The organism is Enterobacter cloacae complex sp. HYC003_NIDB (assembly GCF_056673375.1).
Genome location: NZ_CP114220.1, coordinates 4,295,975 through 4,318,415, shown reverse-complemented (window position 1 = coordinate 4,318,415; position 22,441 = coordinate 4,295,975). Strand labels below are relative to the sequence as shown.

Here is a 22,441-nt window from a genome sequence, read left to right as displayed (position 1 = left end):
CCTTATCTGGCGTTCTTTGGGCTGACATAGAGCACGCCCAGGGCGCAAATCAGTGCGCCAATAAAGACGCTCGCCAGGTAGCCCGCCACGTTGGTTGCCAGCGGCCAGCCCCAGACGGCTGGCAGAGGCAGCGTCTGCTTCACGCCAAGGGTAATGGCGACCAGCGCGCCGGCGACGGCACCGGTCATGAACACCGGGATCAGACGTGGGTTTTTCAGGATGAACGGGATCGCGCCTTCGGAGATCCCAATCACGCCCAGCAACAACGAGGTGCTACCGACGGTTTTCTCTTCCTGGCTAAAGACATCCGGTAATCCAAAGCGGCCGTTGAGGAACGCAGCAAAGCCGACGCCAATGGAGGGGATCACGATGGAGAGTTCGCGGGCGGTTAAATCAAACGTCTCGCTCATGCCATTCAGGCCGAGCGCGACCGAGCCTGCCGCCTTGTTGACCGGACCGCCCAGGTCGAACGCGGTGCCCGCGGCAATCATCGCGGAATAGAACCCGCGCCCGGTGTCACCTGCCGAGGTAAAAAAGACCACCATCAGCTGGTTAAGCGAGCCAAAAATCGGGTTAATCAAATATTCCATGACCATCACCAGCGTAATGCCGGTGATCAGCGGGACGAGCAGCATGGTTTTAATGGTGGTGAGCTGCTGGCGGACGTGAATCGAATCATTGAGCCAGCGCACCAGATAGCCCACAAAAAAGCCGATACCAATGGCGCCGAAAAAGCCGGATGGCATAAAGCCTTCGATATCAAAGAAGCGCTTATAGACTTCGTCTGACATGATGCCGCCAATAAGACCGGGGATGAGTGCCGGTTTACCGGCAATGGAAAACGCCAGATACATCGCAAAAACGGGATACATGAACTTAATGGTCATAAAGCCCACTTTATCCAGCACGCTGAACGGCGAATGTTCGATGTTAATAAACTGCCCGGTTATTTTGGCCGTCGCCATCATCAGCCCGCCCATCACCACCACCGGCAGCATATAGCTGATGGCCGCCATAATATGGCCAATAAAAATCTGGTAAGCCGAACGCTGAAGATCGTCTTCTTGTGCGACAGTGGTGACGTTTTTTTCCTTTGCCAGCGCCTGACGCAGATAGCGATCGGTATGTTTGATCAGCTCTTGTGTGCGGGTTTGAAGGTGAGGGATGTTTTCAAAACGCTCGGCATCCTGAATGGGAACGTCGGTTGCCAGAATAATGGCCGTGGCGGAGGCGATATCCTGTTTTGTTAAGCGGTTTTTAACGCCGTCGCTGCCCTGCGTTTCGACCTTTACCTCGATATTGTGCTCGTTAGCCCATGCAATAATTTTATTCGCCGCCATAAAGGTGTGTGCGATACCTGTCGGGCAGGCCGTTACCGCGACAACTTTTTGTTTCGTCATTGTCATAATTCCCTGGATATGAAAACAGGGGAAGTATAAAGAGAACCTAAAACAGTTTTTAATGTTTGCTAATACTAATTACGTATCGTGATACGCGTAAATGCAATGTGTGAAGCGCCTTCCAGAGACTATTTCTCTGTTGTGTTAATATCATCTCGGGATTAAACGGGGCGTAATAGATGAATTCATTCCAGGGAAGTGAACGTTTGATATTTGAATACATTCAGCATCATGCGTGTAATATCTCTAATATATCGGCAAAAGAGATTGCCCGTGATACCTTTACCACGACAACATCCGTTAATCGTGTATGTAAAAAAATGGGCTATAAAAGCTATACCGAGCTTCGGTACCGTTTTTTACGCGACCATTTTACACCTGCACCTGCTACACCCGACGTGGGGCCGCAGCCGGATGATATTGTGACAGACGTGTCCAGGTTGCTTACGCATTCCAGCCATATCTATCTTTACGCACGGGGAGCCTCGCTCACCAGCCTCAACTACCTGTCGCGCTTTTTGTCGCTGGCGAGCCTGCCGCACCTTATTTTGAATGACATGCACCAGTTGACACGCGTATCGAAGGGGACGCTGGTGTTGATCAGTAAATCCGGGGAGACGCAGTCGCTGATTGAAATGGCGCGTAACGCGCTGCGCAAAGGGTTGAAGATTATTGCGATTACCCGTCAGGGGTCGACATTGGCGTCGATCTCAACGCTATGCTGGCCGTTACCAATCGACATTAACGCGGTTTCGCTGTATCAGCGGGAAGGGCAGCTTGAACTGTTAAGCGCCGTGGACCGTATCGGCTGTAGGCTGCTACAGCACGATACGGTGTAGTCAGGCCGTCAGAGCTGCTTCACTATTCCCAGGCGTACGGCATAATCATTTTCATGGTTGCCGTCATTATTGATGTACGTTTTATCCAGTGAAACCAGTTCGACGTATGGCGTCCAGCCATCGTCGAGCTTGTAGTTGAACGCGACGGTATGCTCCCAGTAGGTGTCATCCCCGGTTCCCTGATCGACGTTATCCTGCCAGCGAAAGCGCGGGTTATAGGACATACCGAATTTGCCGATGTTATACGCGAACCAAATGTCGAACTGGTGTGACTGGCGGCGAGTATAACCGCTGCCGTCGAGTTCTTTATCGCTGTGCGCGTCATTGACGGTGTTATAGCGGTAACGGGCGGAGAGATTCAGACCGTTATCGAAGGCTTTCCAGCCCTGAATGAAGGGGCGGTAATGCGTATTGCTGGCGGTGAAAACCGTCACCATGCCAGGCGCAACGGCGAAACCATTTCCCAGATCAAAACGCCAGCGCGTTTCGATTTCCTGTGCCGCTTCCGTTAACCCCTTGTCGTCGGGATTATATCTGTCGGTATCACCAAAAAACGTATCATTATGGTTTTGTGCGGCTTCAACGGAGAAGTAAAAACCGTTATTCGCCTGATGCATGACCTTAATGCGTGAATCATTTACGTCTGAGCGCGTATTATGACCAAAGCGAAGGTCGACGGACGTATTCCCGCACCATCCCTGTGTGCTCAATAATAATGCGCTAATACACGTTGCTTTAATAATTATCTTTTTCATAATATCCTGCCGAGGTTATTTAATTGGCAGGCTATTTTTATTTTGAGTGCGCCATATTGTAAAAGTTATCGTCGTACATTTAGCGTATCGCTAAACATAAAAAAAGAGATACAGCATGCTGTATCTCCTGAGGTTTATTCCTGCACCCACCAGATAGCTTCAAACGGGCGCAATAGCAACGTATCGGGTCGGAAGGGAACCTCTTCATAGTTGCTGAGTGCCACCCGCCATGCTCCCTCTACGGGGGCGGGCTGCCACTGCTGGCGCGCGTGGCTCAGGTTCGCCACCACCATCAGCGTTTGTCCTTGCCACTGGCGGCGGTAGCACCACAGGGAAGGGTGATCCGGAAGCAAATCTTCATAGTCTCCCCACGTCAGTACCGACAAGGTTTTGCGCAGGCGAATCAGCGACTGATAGGTGTAAAACACCGAATCGGGGTCGTCCAGCGCCGCGCGGGCGTTCACGGTTTCGTAGTTGTCGCAGACGCCAATCCACGGCTCGGCCTCGGTAAAGCCCGCATTATGCGAGGCGTCCCACTGCATCGGCGTGCGGCCATTATCGCGTGACTTACTCGCCAGAATCACCAGTAGTTCATCCGTATCGCGACCGTTAGCCCGCTGTTCGGCGAACATGTTCAGGCTTTCCACGTCGCGGTAGTCGGTGATACGGCTGAAATGCGGGTTGGTCATACCCAGTTCTTCACCCTGGTAGATATACGGCGTGCCCTGCATCCCGTGCAGCACCATGCCGAGCATTTTCGCCGCCGCCACGCGGTGTTCCCCTTCGTCACCAAAGCGCGACACGATGCGCGGCTGGTCATGGTTACACCAGAACAGCGCGTTCCAGGCTTTGTTGTGCATCCCCTGCTGCCAGTGGCGGAAAAGGGTTTTTAGCGCCACAAAGTCCGGCTTCGCCTTCGTCCATTTTTCGCCGCCGGGGTAGTCTACCTTGAGGTGGTGGAAGTTAAAGGTCATCGACAGCTCGCGGCCGTCAAGAGACGCGTACTGTTGGCAGTTCTCCAGCGAGGTGGAGGACATCTCGCCCACCGTCATCAGATTACGCGGCGTAAAGACGTCGCGGCTCATCTCCTGGAGATATTCGTGGATGCGCGGCCCGTCAGTGTAGAAGCGGCGACCGTCGCCGAGGGTATCGTCCGGGAAATCCTGATCTTTTGAAATCAGGTTAATCACGTCCAGACGCAAGCCGTCCACGCCGCGATCGGCCCAGAACTCGCACACTTTTTTCAGCTCGGCGCGCACCGCCGGGTTTTCCCAGTTGAGATCCGCCTGCTCCGGTGCGAACAGGTGCAGATAATACTGCTCGCTTTCGGCGTGCCAGCGCCAGGCGTTGCCGCCAAATTTGGAGCGCCAGTTGTTGGGAAGCGTATCCGGCGTACCGTCGCGCCAGATATAGAACTGGCGGTACGGACTCGCTTTATCCAGCGACTCACGGAACCAGGCGTGCTGCGTGGACGTGTGGTTAAAGACCATATCCAGCACGATGCGGATGCCGCGTTCATGCGCCCGGGCAACCAGCTCGTCAAAGTCGTCCAGCGTGCCGTAGGTCGGATCGATGGCAGTGTAGTTCGCCACGTCGTAACCGTTATCCACCTGCGGGGAGATATAAAACGGCGTCAGCCAGATGGCGTCAATGCCGAGGGTTTTCAGGTAGTCCAGGCGCTGCGTTACGCCGCGCAGATCGCCCGTGCCGCTGCCGGTGGTGTCCTGGAAACTCTTTGGGTAAATCTGATAGATGACGCCGTTCTGCCACCAGTGAGGAAGGGTATTCATAGTACGTTCCTGCAAATGCGAAGGGGCGCAACTGCGCCCCGAAAGAGAGAATTAAACAATCTGCAACGTGCCCTGACGGAACTTACGCTGGTAAACCACAGTAGTCAGCGCCATTGGGATGATAATCGCCACCGCCATCGCCAGCGCAAATACCTGCCAGAACGCGGGCTGAATGGAGAGGATACCCGGCAGGCCGCCGACGCCAATCCCGTTCGCCATCACGCTGTTCAGGCCGCACAGCAAGCCCGCCAGACCGGAGCCGATCATCGCGCAGAGCATCGGGAAGCGGTATTTCAGGTTGATACCGTACATCGCCGGTTCAGTGACGCCGAGGTAAGCGGAGATGGCAGCCGGAACGGAGATCTCTCGCTCGTTGTGCTTACGGCTGACGATGATGATGCCGGTTACCGCCGAGGCCTGCGCAATGTTAGACAGGGCGATGATCGGCCAGACAGGCGTACCGCCGAGGCTCTGGATCATCTGCATATCAATCGCCAGCGTGGTCTGGTGCACGCCGGTGATCACCAGCGGAGCGTAGAGGAAGCCAAACAGCGCGGCACCGATTGGCGCGAAGCTGCCGGTCATCAGGTGACGGACCGCGAAGGCCACGCCGTCGCCAATCATGCGGCCAAACGGACCGATAAAGGCGTGCGCCAGGAACACCGCCAGGATCAGCGAGCAGACCGGGACCACAACCAGATAGAGGTAATCCGGCACGATGCGCTTCAGGCGCGTCTCAATAAAGCCCAGCGCCAGGCCCGCCAGCAATGCCGGGATCACCTGCGCCTGATAGCCCACTTTGGCGATGGTAAACAGGCCAAAGTTCCACACCTCTGGCGTTTGCTGACCAAGTAAGTAAGCGTTCATTAACTGCGGAGAGACCAGCGTCACGCCGAGCACGATACCGAGAATTGGCGTTCCGCCCATTTTGCGCACCGCGGACCAGCAGATCCCGACCGGCAGATAGAAGAAGATCGCTTCGCCAATCAGCCACAGGAAGTCATAGATGCTTTGCAGCGCCGGGTACATCTGCGCCAGGGTTTTGCCGTCGCTCATTGGCACATCGCCGATGACGTTACGGAAGCCCAGAATTAAGCCCCCGCTGATCAGCGCTGGCAGCAGCGGGAAGAAGATCTCCGCAAAATGGGAAATCAGCTGCTCATGCCATTTCATATTCTGGCGCGCGGCCTTCTTCGCCTGCTCTTTATCGGCGGAAGAGTGCCCGGTAGTCGCCAGCAGAGCCTGATAGTAATCGCCCACTTCGGTACCAATCACCACCTGAAACTGCCCGGCGTTGGTGAAGCAGCCTTTAACCATAGAAAGCTCTTCAATGGCCTTCGGGTTGGCTTTGGCCGGATCGTTCAGCACGAAGCGCAGGCGGGTAATGCAATGGCTGACGGTGGCGATGTTATCGCGTCCGCCGACCAGGACGATCAGCTGATCGATATCTGTTTGTTTGACTTTACTCATCATGAAACCTCATGACAGATGGTGATAGGGGTTATGACCTGTGCGCAAGCCTACTCCTTCAACGTGACGGCGAAAATGGGAACGTTCCCGAAATCGGGCGAAGATCACAATAATCTATTCAAAAGAATTATGAGAGATGGGCTGGAATAACGATCTGACGGGGCTCGGTACGCCCGGTAATCTGCTCGATCAGCTGCGCGGCAGCCTGCCGGCCAGACTCGGCGTAACCCGGATCAACGCTGATAATCTCCGGGTGTAAGAACTTCATCAGCGGCGTGCTTCCCACGCTCGCTAATTGCAGTTCCCCGATGCGCTGCTCCTGCAAATATTTGCTCGCACCCAATGCAAGGGTATCGGTGGCGCATACCAGGGCGGTGGTTTGTGACGTCAGCACGCTGGCGACCTGTTCATATCCCTGTTTCATACCCAGACCGGGCAGCGCGGCCACGGCGGGGAGATTGTGTTTTTTACAAAACGCCAGGTACGCTTCGTGGCGACGCTTGCCGGTGGTGATGTCGGCATGCGGCACGCCGAGATAGCTAATATGCCGATGGCCCTGTTCATACAGGCGCTGCATCAGGATCACGATCGCCCCTTCGTCATCGTAACAGACAGAGGCAAACCCGCTGGCGTCGCGCGCCAGCAGCACCAGTGACGGCTGCCAGGGTTTAAGCACGTCCTCTTTTAGGCCGGTAAATCCGAACAGCACCACCCCATCAATATTACGGCGCTGAAGCATGCCGAGATGCTCCTCCACCATTTGCGCGGAGAACTTGCTCTCCATCATGATCGGATCGTAGCCTTGCTCGTAGAACGCGGGCAGCATCGTCTGTACGGCGAGGTTTTCGGAGAGGGAATCCAGACGCGAGACAATAATGGCGACCACTTTATCGCTCTGCCCGCGCATGGCGCGCGCGGAGCGGGAAGGGGAAAAACCGTGCTGATTCATCACCGCCTCGACGCGCTCGCGTGTGCGCTCGCTGACACCGCTTTCGTTGTTCAGCACGCGTGAGACAGTCGATTTCCCCACGCCGCTTAAACGCGCGATATCTTTAATCGTAAGGCGGTTCTGCATGCTGTATTCCCTGTAACAACGATAAAATAATCAATTGAGCCTAATGCTATCCTGCGAATTCGCTATGGGCAAAGTCTGGTTTACGTTCGGTTTATTTGCAGGGCGTTATAATACCGCCCGATTAGTCACAAACGGTATGGATAAATCACTATACTGCGTGCCGATACCCAACTTTTTACTTACCGGAGGCCACATGGATCCCGATCCCACACCTCTCCTGACCAGGAGAAAACCTTCTTTCCGGTAAGCCAGCCTTTTGCTGTCTCACCGGCGTGAGGCAGCAACGTTCATACGTTCCTGCTTGATAAATTAAGTGCCTGACAGGTACGGCTTTGCCACGCCTGCGGGAAAACTGCGTCCGCCTTTGCGGATGCGGGGGAATGACTATGCTGAAAAATATCACCCGGCAGCTGCAAGCGCTGCTGAGCCGTCACCTGCCACATCGCCTGATTGCGCGCGATCCGCTGCCAAATGCCAACACCATGGCGGGAGCGGCAATCCCCGCTTCCCTGACCGAGCGCTGCCTGAACGTGGCGGCGATGGATGAAAACGAAGTCTGGCGCGCCTTTGGCGGCCACCCGGAAGGGCTGAACGCGCAAGAAGTGTTAAAAATCCGCGCGGAACATGGCGATAACCAGATCCCGGCGCAGAAACCCTCTCCCTGGTGGGTCCACCTGTGGCTCTGCTACCGCAATCCGTTCAACCTGCTGCTGACGGTGCTCGGGATTATCTCTTACGCCACTGAAGATCTGTTTGCCGCAGGCGTGATTGCCCTGATGGTGGGGATCTCCACGCTGCTGAACTTTATTCAGGAAGCGCGCTCCACCAAAGCGGCGGACGCCCTGAAAGCGATGGTCAGCAACACCGCCACCGTGTCGCGCGTGATTAACGACCTCGGCGAGAACGCCTGGATTGAGCTTCCCATTGACCAGCTGGTGCCGGGCGATCTGGTGAAGCTGGCGGCGGGGGACATGATCCCGGCGGATTTACGCTTCATCCAGGCGCGGGATCTGTTCGTCGCGCAGGCGTCACTCACCGGTGAATCCCTGCCCGTAGAGAAGGTAGCGCGGACCCGCGATCCGCAGCAGATGAACCCGCTGGAGTGCGACACCCTGTGCTTTATGGGCACCACGGTGGTTAGCGGCACCGCGCAGGCGATTGTCACCGCCACCGGCGGCAATACCTGGTTTGGACAGCTTGCCGGACGCGTCAGCGAGCAGGAGAGCGAGCCGAATGCGTTCCAGAAAGGCATTGGCCGCGTCAGCATGCTGCTGATCCGCTTTATGATGGTCATGACGCCGATTGTCCTGCTGATCAACGGCTACACCAAAGGCGACTGGTGGGAGGCGGCGCTGTTCGCGCTCTCCGTGGCCGTTGGCTTAACGCCGGAAATGCTGCCGATGATTGTCACCTCCACGCTGGCGCGCGGGGCGGTCAAACTCTCTAAACAAAAGGTGATTGTTAAACACCTCGACGCCATCCAGAACTTTGGCGCGATGGACATCCTTTGCACCGATAAAACCGGCACCCTGACGCAGGACAAAATCGTGCTGGAGAACCACACCGATATCGCCGGAAAGACCAGCGAACGGGTGCTGTACAGCGCGTGGCTGAACAGCCACTATCAGACCGGGCTGAAAAACCTGCTCGACGTGGCGGTGCTGGAAGGGGTGGACGAGGAGTCTGCCCGCACGCTCTCCGGTCGCTGGCAGAAGGTGGATGAAATCCCGTTCGACTTCGAGCGCCGCCGCATGTCGGTGGTGGTCAGCGAGCAGGCGGACGTACATCAGCTGATCTGCAAAGGGGCATTGCAGGAGATCCTGAATGTTTCCACGCAGGTGCGCCATAACGGCGAGATCGTGCCGCTGGATGAGACCATGCTGCGCCGCATCAAACGCGTCACCGATAACCTGAACCGTCAGGGGCTGCGCGTGGTGGCAGTAGCCAGCAAGTTCCTGCCTGCGCGGGAAGGTGACTACCAGCGTATCGATGAATCCGATTTGATCCTCGAAGGTTACATCGCATTCCTCGATCCGCCGAAAGAGACCACCGCGCCGGCGCTAAAAGCGCTGAAAGCGAGCGGTATCACCGTCAAAATCCTCACCGGCGACAGCGAGCTGGTGGCGGCCAAAGTGTGCCACGAAGTCGGCCTGGACGCGGGCGACGTCGTCGTGGGGAGCGACATTGAGCACCTGTCCGACGATGAGCTGGCCGAGCTTGCCCAACGCACCACGCTGTTTGCCCGCCTGACGCCGATGCATAAAGAGCGCATCGTCACTCTGCTGCGTCGCGAAGGGCACGTAGTGGGCTTTATGGGCGACGGCATCAACGATGCGCCAGCCCTGCGTGCGGCGGATATCGGTATCTCCGTGGACGGCGCGGTGGATATTGCCCGCGAAGCGGCGGATATCATTCTGCTGGAAAAGAGCCTGATGGTGCTGGAAGAGGGCGTCATCGAAGGGCGTCGCACCTTCGCCAATATGCTCAAATACATCAAAATGACCGCCAGCTCCAACTTCGGCAACGTCTTCAGCGTGCTGGTAGCGAGCGCGTTTCTGCCGTTTCTGCCGATGCTGCCGCTGCACCTGCTGATCCAGAACCTGATGTACGATGTCTCTCAGGTAGCGATCCCGTTTGATAACGTGGACGACGAGCAGATCCAGAAGCCGCAGCGCTGGAACCCCGCCGATCTGGGGCGCTTTATGCTGTTCTTTGGGCCGATCAGCTCTATCTTCGACATTCTGACCTTCTGCCTGATGTGGTTTGTGTTCCATGCGAATACGCCAGAACACCAGACGCTGTTCCAGTCCGGCTGGTTCGTGGTGGGACTGCTGTCTCAGACGCTGATTGTGCACATGATCCGCACCCGTCGTATTCCGTTCATCCAGAGCCGTGCCGCGTGGCCGCTGATTGTGATGACGGGCATTGTGATGGCGCTCGGGATCGCGCTGCCGTTCTCGCCGCTGGCAAGCTACCTGCAACTTCAGGCGCTGCCGCTGAGCTACTTCCCGTGGCTGGTGGCGATCCTCGCGGGCTACATGGTGCTGACGCAGATGGTGAAAGGGTTCTATGCGCGCCGGTATGGATGGCAGTAACGGCAAGCCCGGTGGCGCTGCGCTTACCGGGCCTACGATCCGAACGTAGGCCGGGTAAGGCGAAGCCGCCACCCGGCAGCTGGCTTTCCTCCCAAATTCAACAACCTGTGATCTCCGTCGGCGCATTCGCTTGACGACAATTTGAGCGCATGTTAACAGAATGTTTTGCCTGTATTTGGCCCGTCAGATAAGGAACATTCATGTTACGGTACAGCCTCTTAACCGCCGGGCTCATGCTCGGCGCCTCCGCCTTTGCCGCCCCGGCAGGTGACCTTCCCTTAATGCCCTGGCCTGCGAAGGTTGAACGTCCGACCACTCAGGGCGCGCTGGTGCTTAACAATCAACTCTCTGTGAGCGTCAGCGGCGACGATCTGGGGGATGCGGTCAACCGCCTGCGCCAGCGCATTGCGCTGCAAACCGGCTGGACGCTACAGCCGCAGGCCGAAAAACCTGACAAGCCGACCATCCGCATCGCCATCACCAAAAAGGTGAAGCCGCAGCCGCTGCCGGACAGCGATGAGAGCTATAAACTCACGGTGGACGCCAACGGCGTAAATATCTCTGCCAACACCCGCTTCGGCGCGCTGCGCGCCATGGAAACCTTGCTTCAGCTGATGCAGAACGGCGCCGAAAACACCTCGATCCCGTGGGTGACCATTGAAGATTCGCCGCGCTTCCCGTGGCGCGGGCTGCTGCTCGATTCGGCGCGCCACTTCCTCCCGATTCAGGATATTAAACGCCAGATCGACGGCATGGCCGCGGCAAAGCTCAACGTCCTGCACTGGCATTTGACGGACGATCAGGGCTGGCGCTTTACCTCGAAGCGTTATCCAAAATTAACCCAGCTTGCCAGCGATGGGCTGTTCTACACCCCGGAGCAGATGCGCGAGATTGTGCGTTACGCTACCGAGCGCGGCATACGCGTGGTGCCGGAAATTGATATGCCGGGCCACGCCTCGGCGATTGCCGTCGCCTACCCGGAGCTGATGAGCGCGCCGGGGCCTTACGCCATGGAGCGCCACTGGGGCGTGCTGAAGCCGGTGCTGGATCCAACCAAAGAGGCAACTTATACCTTTGCCGACGCGATGGTCAGCGAACTGGCGGCGATCTTCCCGGATCCGTATCTGCATATTGGCGGCGATGAGGTTGACGACAGCCAGTGGAAAGCGAACGCTGCGATCCAGACGTTTATGCGCGACAACAAACTGGCGGACAGCCACGCGTTGCAGGCGTATTTCAACCGCAAGCTGGAGACGATCCTTGAGAAGCACCACCGGCAGATGGTTGGCTGGGATGAGATCTACCATCCCGATCTGCCGAAAAGCATTCTGATCCAGTCCTGGCAGGGACAGGACGCGCTGGGGCAGGTGGCGCAGAACGGTTATAAGGGCATTCTCTCAACCGGTTTCTACCTCGATCAGCCGCAATCCACCGCCTACCACTACCGCAATGAAATTGTGCCGCAGGGGCTGAACGGCGTGGATGTGATAGCGGACACCGACAGCGTCCAGAGCTGGGCTTTCTCCATGCCGCGTCTGAAAGGCAAGCCGGTGGAAGGCAGCTTTACGCTGGTGAAAGGCGATGCCGGGTGGCGTGGATTTATTGATTTTGCCGGGAAATCGCGTCGGGCGGTGGATAACATTCAGTGGCGGGACGACAACCAGGTAACGTTTACCGTTGATACCTGGATGGGTGAAACGCGTCCGGTCGTTTCTGTTGAGAACGATAAGCTCAGCGGCTATTTCCTGGTGGGTAACGCCCGCTACCCGATCGACGGCACGCGTCTGGACGCGGTGCCAAAAGGCATACCGCCGGTGGTGCCGGACCCGGCGAACGAGGCTAATCTGCTCGGCGGTGAAGCCGCGCTGTGGGCGGAAAACGTGGTCGCGCCGGTGCTGGATATCCGTCTGTGGCCGCGCGCCTTTGCGGTGGCGGAGCGGCTATGGTCGGCAAAGGACGTCAACGACATCGACAACATGTATACCCGGCTCCAGGCGATGGACAGTTGGTCCACGGTGTCGGCTGGACTACAGCAGCATACCCAGCAGCAGGTGCAGTTCACGCGCCTCGCCAACAATGCGGATACCCTGCCGCTGCAAATTCTCGCCCAGGCGCTTGAACCGGCGCAGTATTACACCCGCCAGCATCTTAAGTTCCAGGCCGGAAACTATCATCAGTTTGAGCCGCTCAACCGGCTCGCTGACGCGCTAAACGCGGAAAGTGCGACCGTGCGTCAGATGAATAAATGGGCGGACCGTCTGGTGAGCGACGCGGAAGACACGGAAAGCGCCGACGCGCTGCGCCACGTCTTTAACCGCTGGCAGAACAACACCAGCGATGCGCTGGCCTTGAGTGAAAACAGCTATCAGCTGAAGGCCATTAAGCCGGTGATCCAGGAGGTGGATAAACTGGCCTCGATTGGCCTGAGGCTGACGGATCTGGTGGCGCGTCAGGGCACGCTGGACGACAACGAGATCGCGTCGATCCAGAGCGAACTGGATAACGCGGCGACGATCCAGGACGAGGTGGTGATTGCGGCGGTGTACCCGCTGGAGACGCTGCTTAGGGCGACGCGGAATCAGTAACAAATGCGCCCGGTGGCGCTACGCTTACCGGGCCTACGTGACGTGTAGGCCCGGCAAACGAAGTGCCGCCGGGCGTGAAGGCAACTCAGTTCTTCAGCACCCACGCCTCTCTCCAGTGCGCGCCCACGCCTGGCTCAAACTGGGTCGCGTATTTGCTCCACTGCACGCAGTAGCCGCTATACGGGAACGGTTTACACTCGTAGGTCTTACCGTTTTTAGGCTGTAACACCACGGTGCCCGCTTTGTAAGAGGCAATGCTGTCCGGGAAGATAAAGTCATGCGGGCCGCTGCTGTCCGCCGCGTCGCTTTCCAGCATCAGGTTTAGCACGTCCTGCGCGAACAGCGTGCCGTCTTTATTGGTGGCGTAGTATTTCAGCATATGGTGGCCCGCCGTGACGTCAGTCAGCGTCATGGTCACGTTTTGATTGACGTTATTCATATCCTGCTTCAGGTAACCTTTTTCGGCACCGTGGTGGTTCATCACGTGCGCTTCAAAATTAACGTCACCCTGCGTGTTCACATGGAAGGTCACAATCACATTGCCATGTTCGATTTTGCTGTATTGCAGATCGGAAACGGCGATGGTCTCGCTCACCTGCGCTTTTTGCTCTTCATAAGAGATGGCAACGGATTTCAGCGTGCTGCCGTCTTTCACGAATACGCTGTTGGCGCCGTGAACCGGACTAATTTCACCGGCTTCATCTTTCACACCGACGCGGACATCGCTATGAGCGGTGTTGATCTTCTGCGCCAGATCGTAGGACCACTGGTTAGCGTCGCCTTGTTCTGAAGAGCCGATGGTCATTTCAGTACGCAGGGCGGCAACTTCCCCGTTGGCGTCGAAGAAGCGTGCAATCACTTTATCGCCCACGTTCAGGTTATTCCCGGCAATCTGTCCGCTCAGGGTTTTACTCCACTGGGATATTACCGCTGGGGTATCGTCCGGCGTGACGTTGCCGCCGTTACCGAAATCAACGTCAATGGCCTGATAGAAACTGTTTGCGGTATCCGCAATTTCCCACACGCCATAAATAACCTGGTAGCCCGTACGTTCCGGGACATTACAGGTCATGGATTTTGTCATGGACGGTGCCTGACCATTCCCGTTAATAGTACAGAACGGCGTTAATTCGAACTGGTCACGGGTCAGCGGTTTATTGGGGTCCCAGTTTTGTTTGGTGATGTAATAACGCCAGTTGGCGGTTTTATGCGGCGCGGTATGGTGCCAGACAAATTCATGCGGGCCTGCCGTCATGGGGCTTTTGGTCCAGGCGTTCAGGCTCTGCTTATCAAGCTGGGAGTAGCTGGCAATACCGGCGCTGGCAAGCTGGCCGTCAGGCGGCATTGCGCCCGTCGGGAAGCCGGAGGTCTTTTCTACACTCTGCGGTTCATATTGTACAGAGCCACAGTCAATATTCTGGCCGAGCTTACACATATAAGCGCGGCTGGCGGGGGATTCTATATATCCGTGTGCAAGTGCGGAAGACGCAACCGCTAATGTGGCAACGGCCAGCGCGATCTTAGAGAGTTTCATTCTTCATCCATTAATTAGAATATAACAAGGCAGCGTCAGTCTATTAATGGAGTGGGGATGCGTCATTGCCTGGAGAGAGTAAAAATGGTCGCAATAAAAAAAGGCAGCCTGAGCTGCCTTCTCTTTATTGAAATAAATTAGCGACGTACGGCAATCGCTTCAATTTCAATTTTTACGTCTTTTGGCAGACGCGCCACTTCCACACAGGAGCGCGCCGGGAAGGTGGCGTTGTGCTCGGTGAAGAACGCTTCATAAGTGGCGTTAACGGTGGCGAAATCGTTTAGATCTTTCACGAACACGGTGGTTTTGACGATATCGCTCACTTTCAGACCGGCAGATTCGACGATCGCCTGCACGTTTTCCAGCGACTGACGCGCCTGCGCCGCTACGTCGGCTGGCACTTCACCGGTTTTTGGGTTCACCGGGATCTGACCAGAAGTGATGATCATGCTGCCCAGATCAACGCCCTGAACGTATGGGCCGATAGCCGCTGGTGCATTTTCCGTCGCGAGTACTTTGCTCATTTTTTCTCCAGAATTACAGCGTTAAGAATGTTCCCGGCCATTATAACAGCCGGGATTTCATTACCAACCTCAATTAGTTGGCCAGCACCACATAATGAGAAAACTCTTTTTCGCAGTATTTGCATTTGAGTGCGATGTCATTGGCGCGCTTTTTCACTGCGAAACTGGAGGAAACCGGCTCAGCATGACTGATGCAGTTGCTGTTCGGGCAGACCAGCACGCTTTCGATGCGATCCGGCAGGCTTGGGCGGGATTTGCCCACCACGTCGTAATCGTCGATGCGGTTAACCGTGGCGTCCGGCGCGTACAGAGACAGCTGGTTGACCTGCTCGTCGGTCAGGAAAGTGTTCTCGATCTTGATCAGGTCTTTACGGCCCATTTCGCCCGACGGCAGGTTCAGGCCGATGGTGATGCGCTGGTCGGTTTCAGTCAGTTTGAACAGCGTCAGCAGCTTAAAGCCCACCTGCGCAGGGATGTGGTCAATCACGGTGCCACGCTTGATGGCTTCAACCTGGAGTTTGTTATCGTGTGTCATGGTCGTCTCCCCTTACAGAGCTAATTCGCGATTCAGAACCAGTGCCAGTAACGCCTGGCGGGCGAAGATGCCGTTTCCGGCCTGCTGGAAGTACCAGGCGTGCGGCGTTTTATCCACGTCTGTGGTGATCTCATCGATGCGCGGCAGCGGGTGCAGCACCTTCATGTTGTCGCGCGCGCCCTCGAGGTCGCTGGCGCGCAGGACGAACTGCGCCTTCACGTTGGCGTACTCGGATGGGTCAAGACGCTCTTTCTGCACGCGGGTCATGTAGAGAATATCCACGTTGCCCATCACTTCTTCTATGCTGGCGTGCAGGCTCCACGCGATGCCTTTTTCGTCCAGCATATCGAGAATGTACTGCGGCATCGCCAGCGCGTCCGGCGCGATGAAGAAGAAGCGGTTGCCGTTAAATTTCGCCAGCGCCTGGGTCAGGGAATGGACGGTGCGGCCATATTTCAGGTCGCCGACCATGGCGATGTTCAGGTTCTCAAGCGTGCCCTGCGTCTCCCGAATGGTGAACAGATCCAGCAGGGTCTGCGTCGGGTGCTGGTTGGCACCGTCACCGGCGTTCAGCACCGGAATGCCGCCGGAAAACTCGGTCGCCAGACGCGCCGCGCCCTCCTGCGGGTGGCGCATCACAATCGCGTCCACGTAGGTACTGATAACCGAAATGGTATCCGCCAGGGTCTCGCCTTTTTTGCCCAGCGACGTGTTGCTGCTGTCCGAGAAGCCCACCACGCTCGCCCCGAGGCGGTGCATGGAGGTTTCAAAGGAGAGGCGGGTGCGGGTGGAGGCTTCGAAGAAGCAGCTCGCAATCACCTTGTGCTTCAGCAGCTCCGGTTGCGGATTGGCCTTCAGTTTTGCCGCGGTTTCCAGAACCAGTTCCAGCTCTTCGCGGCTGAGGTCGTTTATGGAAATGATGTGTTTTTGATAAAGCGGATTCATGTTTATCTCCTGACGCCGGGCAAAAAAAAGCCCCTCAAATGAGGGGCTCTGGGAATAGGTTTAGCAACGGGAAGAAAAACGGCAGGCCAGCGTCTGATTTCAGACGCGGTAAGACGATATGTCGTACACGCTTGACCATGCTTCCTCCCGGCAAATTGTCGGGCATTATACGCAGCTCGCTTTTGGGATCAAGCGATTTAATGCACGCTTTACTCAATGCAAACGGTTCTTTATGAATATTAATGCGTTCTTAGTAAATAATTAATTTGCTTATGCACCAGCGCGGTGCGCTTCACCACGCGGGGCGCGACCCAGACAATACTGCTTCCGGCCACCACGCCTAAAATTTCCGGTAACTGGTGATAATCCAGAATACGCGCCACCGCGCGGCCATATCCGGCGACGGTATGGATAAGGATAAATTCGCTGTTGTGCTCCACGCTCACCACCATTTCAGAGACGGTACGCGCCGCGTCGGGGGCCGGGCGCAGCTGGGGATTCAGCGAATAAATCTTTAGCCCTTTGGCATTGCGAATTTTTATGACACCGAGCAACTTGAGCAGACGTGAAACGGTGGACTGGCTGATGGTCTCAAAACCCCGCTCCTGTAAGTCGCGGCGGATCTCCTCCTGGGAGAGATAGCTCTTTTCCGCGATCAGACGCTGGCAGACCGTTAGCTGTAGTTGCTCTTTGGGAGAGTACTCTTCGTAATCCATCATAGTTCCCATATCAGTTCCCGAAATAACCGGTGGCACCGCACCGATCCGTAGGCCGGATAAGCGCAGCGCCATCCGGCAAATTACAACAGGGCGCCCAGGCTTAACGCCACCATAATCACCACCGTTAAAATCCCCAGCAGCGGCGCGACCCATTTCAGATAGCGCACGTAGGGCACGCGGGCGATAGCCAGCCCGCCCATCACGACGGCAGAGGTGGGAGTGATCAGGTTAACGATGCCGGACGCCGACTGGTAAGCCGTAACCACCAGGTCGCGGTTGACGTTAGCGAAATCGGCAAGTGGCGCCATGATCGGCATCGTCAGAACGGCCAGGCCGGACGAAGAAGGCACAAGAAACGACAGCACCACTTCCAGCCAGTACATCACGTTGATGAACGCCACCGTCGACAATCCGGTGACTATTCCCTCGGCGCTGTGCAAAATGGTGTGGGTAATCATGCCCTTATCCATGATCACTACGATACCGCGCGCGATGCCGATAATCAGCGCGACGCCCAGCAAATCTCGCGCGCCGTTGATAAAGGTTGAGGTCAGCTCCTCTTCGCTCATGCGGGCGATCAGCCCGACGATAATCGCGCTGGCGAGGAACACCGCCGAGATCTCCGCCATCCACCAGCCCAGCACCGCCACGCCGTAGATCATCACCGCGAAGGCGAGGGCGAAGATCACCAGGATGAGTTTGCGCACCGGGGTAAACTCCAGCGACTGCTCGCCCTTGTTGCCGAGGAAGTGGGCGCGGTTCTCTTCCTGCTTATCCGCCACGATCGACAGCGACGGATCCTTGCGCACCTTGCGGGCATAGCGCATTACCCACGCCACGCAGATGATCCAGCCGATCACCAGCAGCGCGATGCGCAACATGATGCCGTTGGTGAAGGGGATCCCGGCGGCGTTGGCGGCGATCACCGTGGCGAACGGGTTGATGGTGGAGCCGAGGGTGCCGATCCCCGCGCCGAGCAGCACGGTGGACGCAGCAACCACCGGATCGAACCGCGCCGCCAGCATCACCGGCACCAGTAAGGTATAGAAGGGCAGCGACTCTTCTGCCATGCCGTAAATCGTGCCGCCTGCGGCAAACAGCGCCATCAGAACCGGGATCATCCACTCTTCGCGGCCGCGTAGTCGGGTAGTGACGCGCTCGATCCCGGCGTCTATCGCCCCGGTTTTAGTGACGATCCCGAGGAATCCCCCGATGATAAGGATAAACAGCGCCACGTCGATGGCCCCGGCCTGGCCGGATTCTGGATCGTACAGCCCGGCAATCGGCGCCATCAGCACCGAAACCAGCCCCTGCGGGTGCGCTGCCACGTGCGCGTAGGTGCCAGCAACCGGCACTTCTTTACCGAGCGCCTCGTTCATTGCCATATGGTACTGCCCGGCCGGAACAATCCACGTCAGCACGGCAACCACGGCAATCAGAAAAAAGAGAATGGTGTAAGCGGAGGGAAACTTGAACTTGCCCATGATGTTCTCCTGAACCCGGCGCACCCCGCGGCGCGCCGGGCGGTGATTAGTCGCCGAGTGTCGCCACCATGACCGCTTTAATGGTGTGCATGCGGTTCTCTGCTTCGTCGAAGACGATGGAGTTCGGTGATTCGAAGACCTCTTCCGTCACTTCCAGCCCCTTCAGGCCGTACGCCATTTCGATTTCGCGGCCCACTTTGGTGTGCTCGTTGTGGAACGCTGGCAGGCAGTGCATGAACTTGACGTTCGGGTTACCGGTGGCCTTCATCACGTCCGCGTTAATCTGATATGGCTTCATCAGGCTGACGCGCTCGGCCCAGGCCTCCTTCGGCTCACCCATGGAAACCCACACGTCGGTGTAGAGGAAATCGGTGCCCTGCACGCCTTCCTCCACGTCGTCGGTGAGGGTGATGCGCGCGCCGGTCTCTTTGGCGATGGCGCGGCACTGCTCAACCAGGCCCGCCTCCGGCCAGAAGGATTTCGGCGCCACAAGGCGGATATCCATCCCCATTTTGGCCGCGCCGACCATTAGCGAATTACCCATGTTGTTCCGCGCGTCGCCGAGATAAGCAAAGCTCAGCTCCGGCAGGGTTTTGCCCGGAGAGTGCTCCAGCATGGTCATCAGGTCGGCGAGAATTTGGGTGGGGTGGAACTCGTCGGTCAGGCCGTTCCACACCGGCACGCCCGCGTACTCGCCCAGCTCCTCGACGATGGCCTGGCCGTAGCCGCGGTATTCGATGCCGTCATACATACGGCCTAATACGCGGGCGGTGTCCTTCATCGACTCTTTGTGGCCAATCTGCGAACCGCTTGGGCCGAGGTAGGTGACCTGCGCGCCCTGGTCGAACGCCCCCACTTCGAAGGCGCAGCGGGTGCGGGTGGAGGTTTTTTCAAAGATCAGGGCGATGTTTTTCCCGACCAGGGTTTGTTTTTCGCGTCCGGCTTTTTTGGCGGCCTTCAGCTCGATGGCGAGATCGATTAGGTACTGGATCTCCGCCGGGGTGTAGTCCAGCAGTTTCAGGAAGTTGCGGTTTTTCAGGTTAATGGTCATGGGGAAATCCTTTTTAAAATTTGTGCTGTCTGATGCCCTCACCCCGGCCCTCTCCCGCTGGGAGAGGGGGCGTACATTCCCTCTCCCTTTGGGAGAGGGTTAGGGTGAGGGGAAAACGACTCAGTTACGAATCAACGTGCCTTTCTCGCCCGCCAGGATCTCCGCGCCGTCGGCCAGCGCGCCGATCCCGGCAATGCCGTTGCAGGCCTCAACAAACTCGCGGCAGGCGGCCACTTTCGGCCCCATCGATCCGGCGTCGAACTGCATGCCTCTGAGCAGCTCCGGCGTCACCTGCGCCAGCGGACGCTGGGTTGGCTTGCCCCAGTCGAGGTACACCGCGTCGGCATCGGTGAGGATCAGCAGGGCATCGGCCTCGATCTGGCGCGCCAGCAGGGCGGCGGAGAGGTCTTTGTCGATCACCGCCTCGATCCCGCGATAGCCGTTGGCGTTTTCCACTACCGGCACGCCACCGCCGCCGTTGCAGATCACCAGGTGGTCGCGCTGAATCAGCGCCGTGATGGCGTCACTCTCGACGATGCGCTTCGGCTGCGGCGACGGCACCACGCGGCGGAAGTAGCTGCCGTCGGCCTTAAACACCCAGCCTTTTTCCGCGGCCAGCGCTTTGGCCTGGGCTTCGCTGTAGACCGGGCCGATGTACTTGGTCGGGTTGCTGAACGCCGGGTCGGCGGCGTCCACTTCCACCTGCGTGAGCAGGACGCTGACCTCGCGCTGGGGCAGATTGTTTTTCAGCGCCTGCTGGAGCATGTAGCCGATCATTCCCTGGCTTTCGGCGCCAAGAACGTCCAGCGGGTAGGGAGTGACTTTGTCGTAGGCGCTGTTTTGCAGCGCCAGCAGTCCGACCTGCGGGCCGTTGCCGTGCACCAGCACCACGCGCCACTTCTCCGTTAAGCCGGCTATGGTGCGGGCGGCCTGCTCGATGTTCTGGCGCTGGATCTCCGCTTCCAGCGGCTCGCCGCGCTTGAGCAGCGCGTTGCCGCCAAGGGCCACAACCAGAGTGGGTTTTCGTTCCATGATGGCTCCTTTAAATTCCGTCGCGTTCCAGTGGGCAGCTCATGCAGCGCGCGCCGCCGCGACCGCGTCCCAGCTCGTCGCCCGGGATCGGCAGCACGGTGATGCCTGCTTTGTCGTACTTCTCGTTGGTCCAGACGTTGCGCTCGTAGCCGATCACCACGCCCGGGCGGAGGGTCAGGACGTTGTTAGCGTCGTTCCACTGCTCGCGTTCGGCTTCAAAGGCGTCGCCGCCGGTGGTGATCAGGCGGACGTGGTTAATGCCGAGGGCTTTCTCGATGGCGTGCAGCAGGTCGGTTTCCTGGGTGCGCAGCAGGCCGCCGCGTCCGTCCGGGGTGAGCGTCCAGCACTGGGCGTCCTTGCGCACCACTTCCGGGTAAACGGAGAAGGTGTCCACGTCGATGTGGGTCATCACGGTGTCGAGGTGCATGCAGGAGCGGTGTTTCGGCAGCTCAACGGCAATCACGCGCTCGGCCTGGCGATGTTTAAACAGGCTGTTGGCGAGGAACTCCACGCCCTGCGGCGTCGTGCGCTCGGACATGCCGATCAATACCGCCCCGCGGCCAATCACTAATACGTCGCCGCCTTCCAGAGTGGCGTGGTCGTAATTAATATTCTCGTCGCCGAAATACTTAATAAACTCGCCGTCGGCAAATACGGGGTGCCAGCGATATATTGCCCGCAGGTTATTGGTTTCACGCTGGCGGGCGGGTTTCGCCATCGGATTAATGGAGACGCCGTTATATATCCAGCAGGAGGTATCGCGGGTAAATAAGTGGTTCGGCAGCGGCTTCATAATAAAATCATTCGCCGTGTGGGTATCGACCACCATATTTTTAATGGCCGCCGGAATTTCACCGTAGGTTAATCCGCCGCTTAATCTGCGCGCCAGTTCGCGGTGCGGCATATCCGCCAGCCAGCCGCGCACGTCGGCGGCAAAGGTTGGTCCCAGGCGATAGTCGGAGATTTGTGTTTCAAGAAGCCAGGCTTTTGCTTCAGCAATATCAAGCGTTTGCGTAAGAAGGTCGGTCAACAGCAGGACTTCCACACCCTGCTCGCGCAGCGTGTTTGCGAAGATGTCATGCTCTTCACCCGCCCGTTCAACCGAGAGCACGTCATCAAATAGCAGCTCCTGACAGTTTGAGGGGGTTAACCGTTTCAGACTTAAATTAGGACGGTGCAGCATAACGCTACGCAATTGACCAATTTCAGAACCGACGTAATGCTTTTCCATAATTATTCCTTTAACTTTTTTTCAGAATAAAAAGGGCATGCGCCATGTGATGTGTTTAATTTCATGGCGGCTAAGCTCAATTGATTTCGTGATTTATAGTAGGCGCTTAAATAATGGTTATTGTGACATTGCTCACGCGAAAACCGATGTTGAGCAGTTTATTTTCAATTGCATGATTCGTATCAGATAATGATTAATTTCATATTATTAAGGGATGAATAGCTAAGCAGGAACGGGTGGCAATATTTGAAGTTGTTATTATTTTGTAGAATCACATGCTTTGAAATATTTAGTTATGTTGTTGATTTTAATGGATAAAATGTTGTCACGGGAATAGCTATGCAATAATGACAGTTAACTATTTTTCACTTAAGAGA

18 protein-coding genes and 1 pseudogene are annotated in these 22,441 nt (G+C 57.0%); 4 read left to right on the top strand and 15 right to left on the bottom strand.

What is annotated here, in order from left to right; genetic code table 11:
* Positions 1 to 2 precede the first annotated feature (2 nt).
* Positions 3 to 1,400 (bottom strand): PTS fructose transporter subunit IIC, encoded by a 1,398-nt coding sequence (locus tag O1722_RS20665; protein WP_071842881.1) that lies wholly within the window; start codon positions 1,398 to 1,400, stop codon positions 3 to 5.
* 179 nt (positions 1,401 to 1,579) lie between these two features.
* Between O1722_RS20665 and O1722_RS20660 the strand changes: the two genes are divergently transcribed.
* Positions 1,580 to 2,239 (top strand): MurR/RpiR family transcriptional regulator, encoded by a 660-nt coding sequence (locus O1722_RS20660; protein ID WP_015572516.1) that lies wholly within the window; start codon positions 1,580 to 1,582, stop codon positions 2,237 to 2,239.
* A gap of 8 nt (positions 2,240 to 2,247) precedes the next feature.
* Here the strand turns inward: O1722_RS20660 and O1722_RS20655 are convergent, their stop codons facing one another.
* The 4 genes from O1722_RS20655 to treR all read right to left on the bottom strand — a co-directional run bounded on the left by O1722_RS20655 (position 2,248) and on the right by treR (position 7,329).
* Positions 2,248 to 2,994 (bottom strand): oligogalacturonate-specific porin KdgM family protein, encoded by a 747-nt coding sequence (locus O1722_RS20655; RefSeq protein WP_017694639.1) that lies wholly within the window; start codon positions 2,992 to 2,994, stop codon positions 2,248 to 2,250.
* A 134-nt stretch (positions 2,995 to 3,128) separates the two neighbouring features.
* Positions 3,129 to 4,784, bottom strand: a complete 1,656-nt coding sequence (gene treC, locus O1722_RS20650) for an alpha,alpha-phosphotrehalase (RefSeq protein WP_033487893.1) — start codon at positions 4,782 to 4,784, stop codon at positions 3,129 to 3,131.
* A gap of 51 nt (positions 4,785 to 4,835) precedes the next feature.
* Positions 4,836 to 6,254 carry a PTS trehalose transporter subunit IIBC gene (gene treB, locus O1722_RS20645; protein WP_020480548.1) on the bottom strand — a complete coding sequence of 473 codons (1,419 nt, stop codon included), beginning with the start codon at positions 6,252 to 6,254 and terminating at the stop codon, positions 4,836 to 4,838.
* A gap of 127 nt (positions 6,255 to 6,381) precedes the next feature.
* Positions 6,382 to 7,329, bottom strand: coding sequence for a trehalose operon repressor TreR (gene treR, locus O1722_RS20640; protein WP_017383908.1), 948 nt, complete (start codon positions 7,327 to 7,329; stop codon positions 6,382 to 6,384).
* A gap of 386 nt (positions 7,330 to 7,715) precedes the next feature.
* Here treR and mgtA point away from each other — a divergent pair, with 386 nt between their 5' ends.
* Both mgtA and O1722_RS20630 read left to right on the top strand, forming a co-directional pair.
* Entirely contained in the window at positions 7,716 to 10,424 is a 2,709-nt protein-coding gene (gene mgtA, locus O1722_RS20635) for a magnesium-translocating P-type ATPase (RefSeq protein WP_100151230.1), read from the top strand.
* A 200-nt stretch (positions 10,425 to 10,624) separates the two neighbouring features.
* Positions 10,625 to 13,009: a beta-N-acetylhexosaminidase gene (locus O1722_RS20630; RefSeq protein WP_058686527.1), complete on the top strand. Its 2,385-nt coding sequence runs from the start codon at positions 10,625 to 10,627 to the stop codon at positions 13,007 to 13,009.
* Between the two features lie 85 nt (positions 13,010 to 13,094).
* On the opposite strand, the gene gbpA is transcribed toward O1722_RS20630, so the two are convergent.
* The 5 genes from gbpA to O1722_RS20605 all read right to left on the bottom strand — a co-directional run bounded on the left by gbpA (position 13,095) and on the right by O1722_RS20605 (position 16,686).
* A complete protein-coding gene (gene gbpA / locus O1722_RS20625; protein ID WP_033487896.1) occupies positions 13,095 to 14,543 on the bottom strand; it encodes an N-acetylglucosamine-binding protein GbpA in 1,449 nt (482 codons plus the stop codon).
* Between the two features lie 137 nt (positions 14,544 to 14,680).
* Positions 14,681 to 15,067, bottom strand: coding sequence for a 2-iminobutanoate/2-iminopropanoate deaminase (gene ridA, locus O1722_RS20620; protein WP_033487897.1), 387 nt, complete (start codon positions 15,065 to 15,067; stop codon positions 14,681 to 14,683).
* Positions 15,068 to 15,140: 73 nt separating this feature from the next.
* A complete protein-coding gene (pyrI, locus tag O1722_RS20615) occupies positions 15,141 to 15,602 on the bottom strand; it encodes an aspartate carbamoyltransferase regulatory subunit (RefSeq protein WP_003863370.1) in 462 nt (153 codons plus the stop codon).
* Between the two features lie 12 nt (positions 15,603 to 15,614).
* On the bottom strand, positions 15,615 to 16,547 hold the full coding sequence (gene pyrB, locus O1722_RS20610) for an aspartate carbamoyltransferase (protein ID WP_033487898.1): 933 nt from the start codon (positions 16,545 to 16,547) through the stop codon (positions 15,615 to 15,617).
* Between the two features lie 34 nt (positions 16,548 to 16,581).
* A complete protein-coding gene (locus O1722_RS20605; RefSeq protein ID WP_071524139.1) occupies positions 16,582 to 16,686 on the bottom strand; it encodes a pyrBI operon leader peptide in 105 nt (34 codons plus the stop codon).
* On the opposite strand from O1722_RS20605, the pseudogene O1722_RS20600 reads away from it, so the two are divergent.
* Positions 16,666 to 16,783, top strand: a pseudogene (locus tag O1722_RS20600) (hypothetical protein). The gene O1722_RS20605 and the pseudogene O1722_RS20600 overlap by 21 nt on opposite strands.
* Before the next feature lie 3 nt (positions 16,784 to 16,786).
* On the opposite strand, the gene O1722_RS20595 reads toward O1722_RS20600, so the two are convergent.
* From O1722_RS20595 to arcA, 5 genes are all read right to left on the bottom strand, one after another.
* The gene (locus O1722_RS20595; protein ID WP_003863366.1) at positions 16,787 to 17,266 is read right to left on the bottom strand and encodes an arginine repressor; all 480 of its coding nucleotides are present in this window, start codon (positions 17,264 to 17,266) and stop codon (positions 16,787 to 16,789) included.
* A gap of 80 nt (positions 17,267 to 17,346) precedes the next feature.
* Positions 17,347 to 18,750: a YfcC family protein gene (locus O1722_RS20590; RefSeq protein ID WP_033487899.1), complete on the bottom strand. Its 1,404-nt coding sequence runs from the start codon at positions 18,748 to 18,750 to the stop codon at positions 17,347 to 17,349.
* Positions 18,751 to 18,796: 46 nt separating this feature from the next.
* The gene (gene argF, locus O1722_RS20585; RefSeq protein ID WP_003863360.1) at positions 18,797 to 19,801 is read right to left on the bottom strand and encodes an ornithine carbamoyltransferase; all 1,005 of its coding nucleotides are present in this window, start codon (positions 19,799 to 19,801) and stop codon (positions 18,797 to 18,799) included.
* Positions 19,802 to 19,921: 120 nt separating this feature from the next.
* The gene (gene arcC / locus O1722_RS20580) at positions 19,922 to 20,833 is read right to left on the bottom strand and encodes a carbamate kinase (RefSeq protein ID WP_033487900.1); all 912 of its coding nucleotides are present in this window, start codon (positions 20,831 to 20,833) and stop codon (positions 19,922 to 19,924) included.
* Positions 20,834 to 20,843: 10 nt separating this feature from the next.
* Complete coding sequence (arcA, locus tag O1722_RS20575) at positions 20,844 to 22,064, bottom strand: arginine deiminase (RefSeq protein WP_033487901.1); 1,221 nt, start codon at positions 22,062 to 22,064, stop codon at positions 20,844 to 20,846.
* Between the last annotated feature and the right edge of the window lie 377 nt (positions 22,065 to 22,441).

Bases quoted from the DNA above. Each gene is read 5' to 3' on its own strand.
- ridA (WP_033487897.1), bottom strand. From the start codon at position 15,067: ATGAGCAAAGTACTCGCGACGGAAAATGCACCAGCGGCTATCGGCCCA.
- arcC (WP_033487900.1), bottom strand. From the start codon at position 20,833: ATGGAACGAAAACCCACTCTGGTTGTGGCCCTTGGCGGCAACGCGCTG.
- pyrI (WP_003863370.1), bottom strand. From the start codon at position 15,602: ATGACACACGATAACAAACTCCAGGTTGAAGCCATCAAGCGTGGCACC.
- O1722_RS20665 (WP_071842881.1), bottom strand. From the start codon at position 1,400: ATGACGAAACAAAAAGTTGTCGCGGTAACGGCCTGCCCGACAGGTATC.
- O1722_RS20605 (WP_071524139.1), bottom strand. From the start codon at position 16,686: ATGGTCAAGCGTGTACGACATATCGTCTTACCGCGTCTGAAATCAGAC.
- treB (WP_020480548.1), bottom strand. From the start codon at position 6,254: ATGAGTAAAGTCAAACAAACAGATATCGATCAGCTGATCGTCCTGGTC.
- O1722_RS20630 (WP_058686527.1), top strand. From the start codon at position 10,625: ATGTTACGGTACAGCCTCTTAACCGCCGGGCTCATGCTCGGCGCCTCC.
- mgtA (WP_100151230.1), top strand. From the start codon at position 7,716: ATGCTGAAAAATATCACCCGGCAGCTGCAAGCGCTGCTGAGCCGTCAC.
- O1722_RS20590 (WP_033487899.1), bottom strand. From the start codon at position 18,750: ATGGGCAAGTTCAAGTTTCCCTCCGCTTACACCATTCTCTTTTTTCTG.
- O1722_RS20660 (WP_015572516.1), top strand. From the start codon at position 1,580: ATGAATTCATTCCAGGGAAGTGAACGTTTGATATTTGAATACATTCAG.
- O1722_RS20595 (WP_003863366.1), bottom strand. From the start codon at position 17,266: ATGATGGATTACGAAGAGTACTCTCCCAAAGAGCAACTACAGCTAACG.
- argF (WP_003863360.1), bottom strand. From the start codon at position 19,801: ATGACCATTAACCTGAAAAACCGCAACTTCCTGAAACTGCTGGACTAC.
- pyrB (WP_033487898.1), bottom strand. From the start codon at position 16,547: ATGAATCCGCTTTATCAAAAACACATCATTTCCATAAACGACCTCAGC.
- O1722_RS20655 (WP_017694639.1), bottom strand. From the start codon at position 2,994: ATGAAAAAGATAATTATTAAAGCAACGTGTATTAGCGCATTATTATTG.
- treC (WP_033487893.1), bottom strand. From the start codon at position 4,784: ATGAATACCCTTCCTCACTGGTGGCAGAACGGCGTCATCTATCAGATT.
- arcA (WP_033487901.1), bottom strand. From the start codon at position 22,064: ATGGAAAAGCATTACGTCGGTTCTGAAATTGGTCAATTGCGTAGCGTT.
- gbpA (WP_033487896.1), bottom strand. From the start codon at position 14,543: ATGAAACTCTCTAAGATCGCGCTGGCCGTTGCCACATTAGCGGTTGCG.
- treR (WP_017383908.1), bottom strand. From the start codon at position 7,329: ATGCAGAACCGCCTTACGATTAAAGATATCGCGCGTTTAAGCGGCGTG.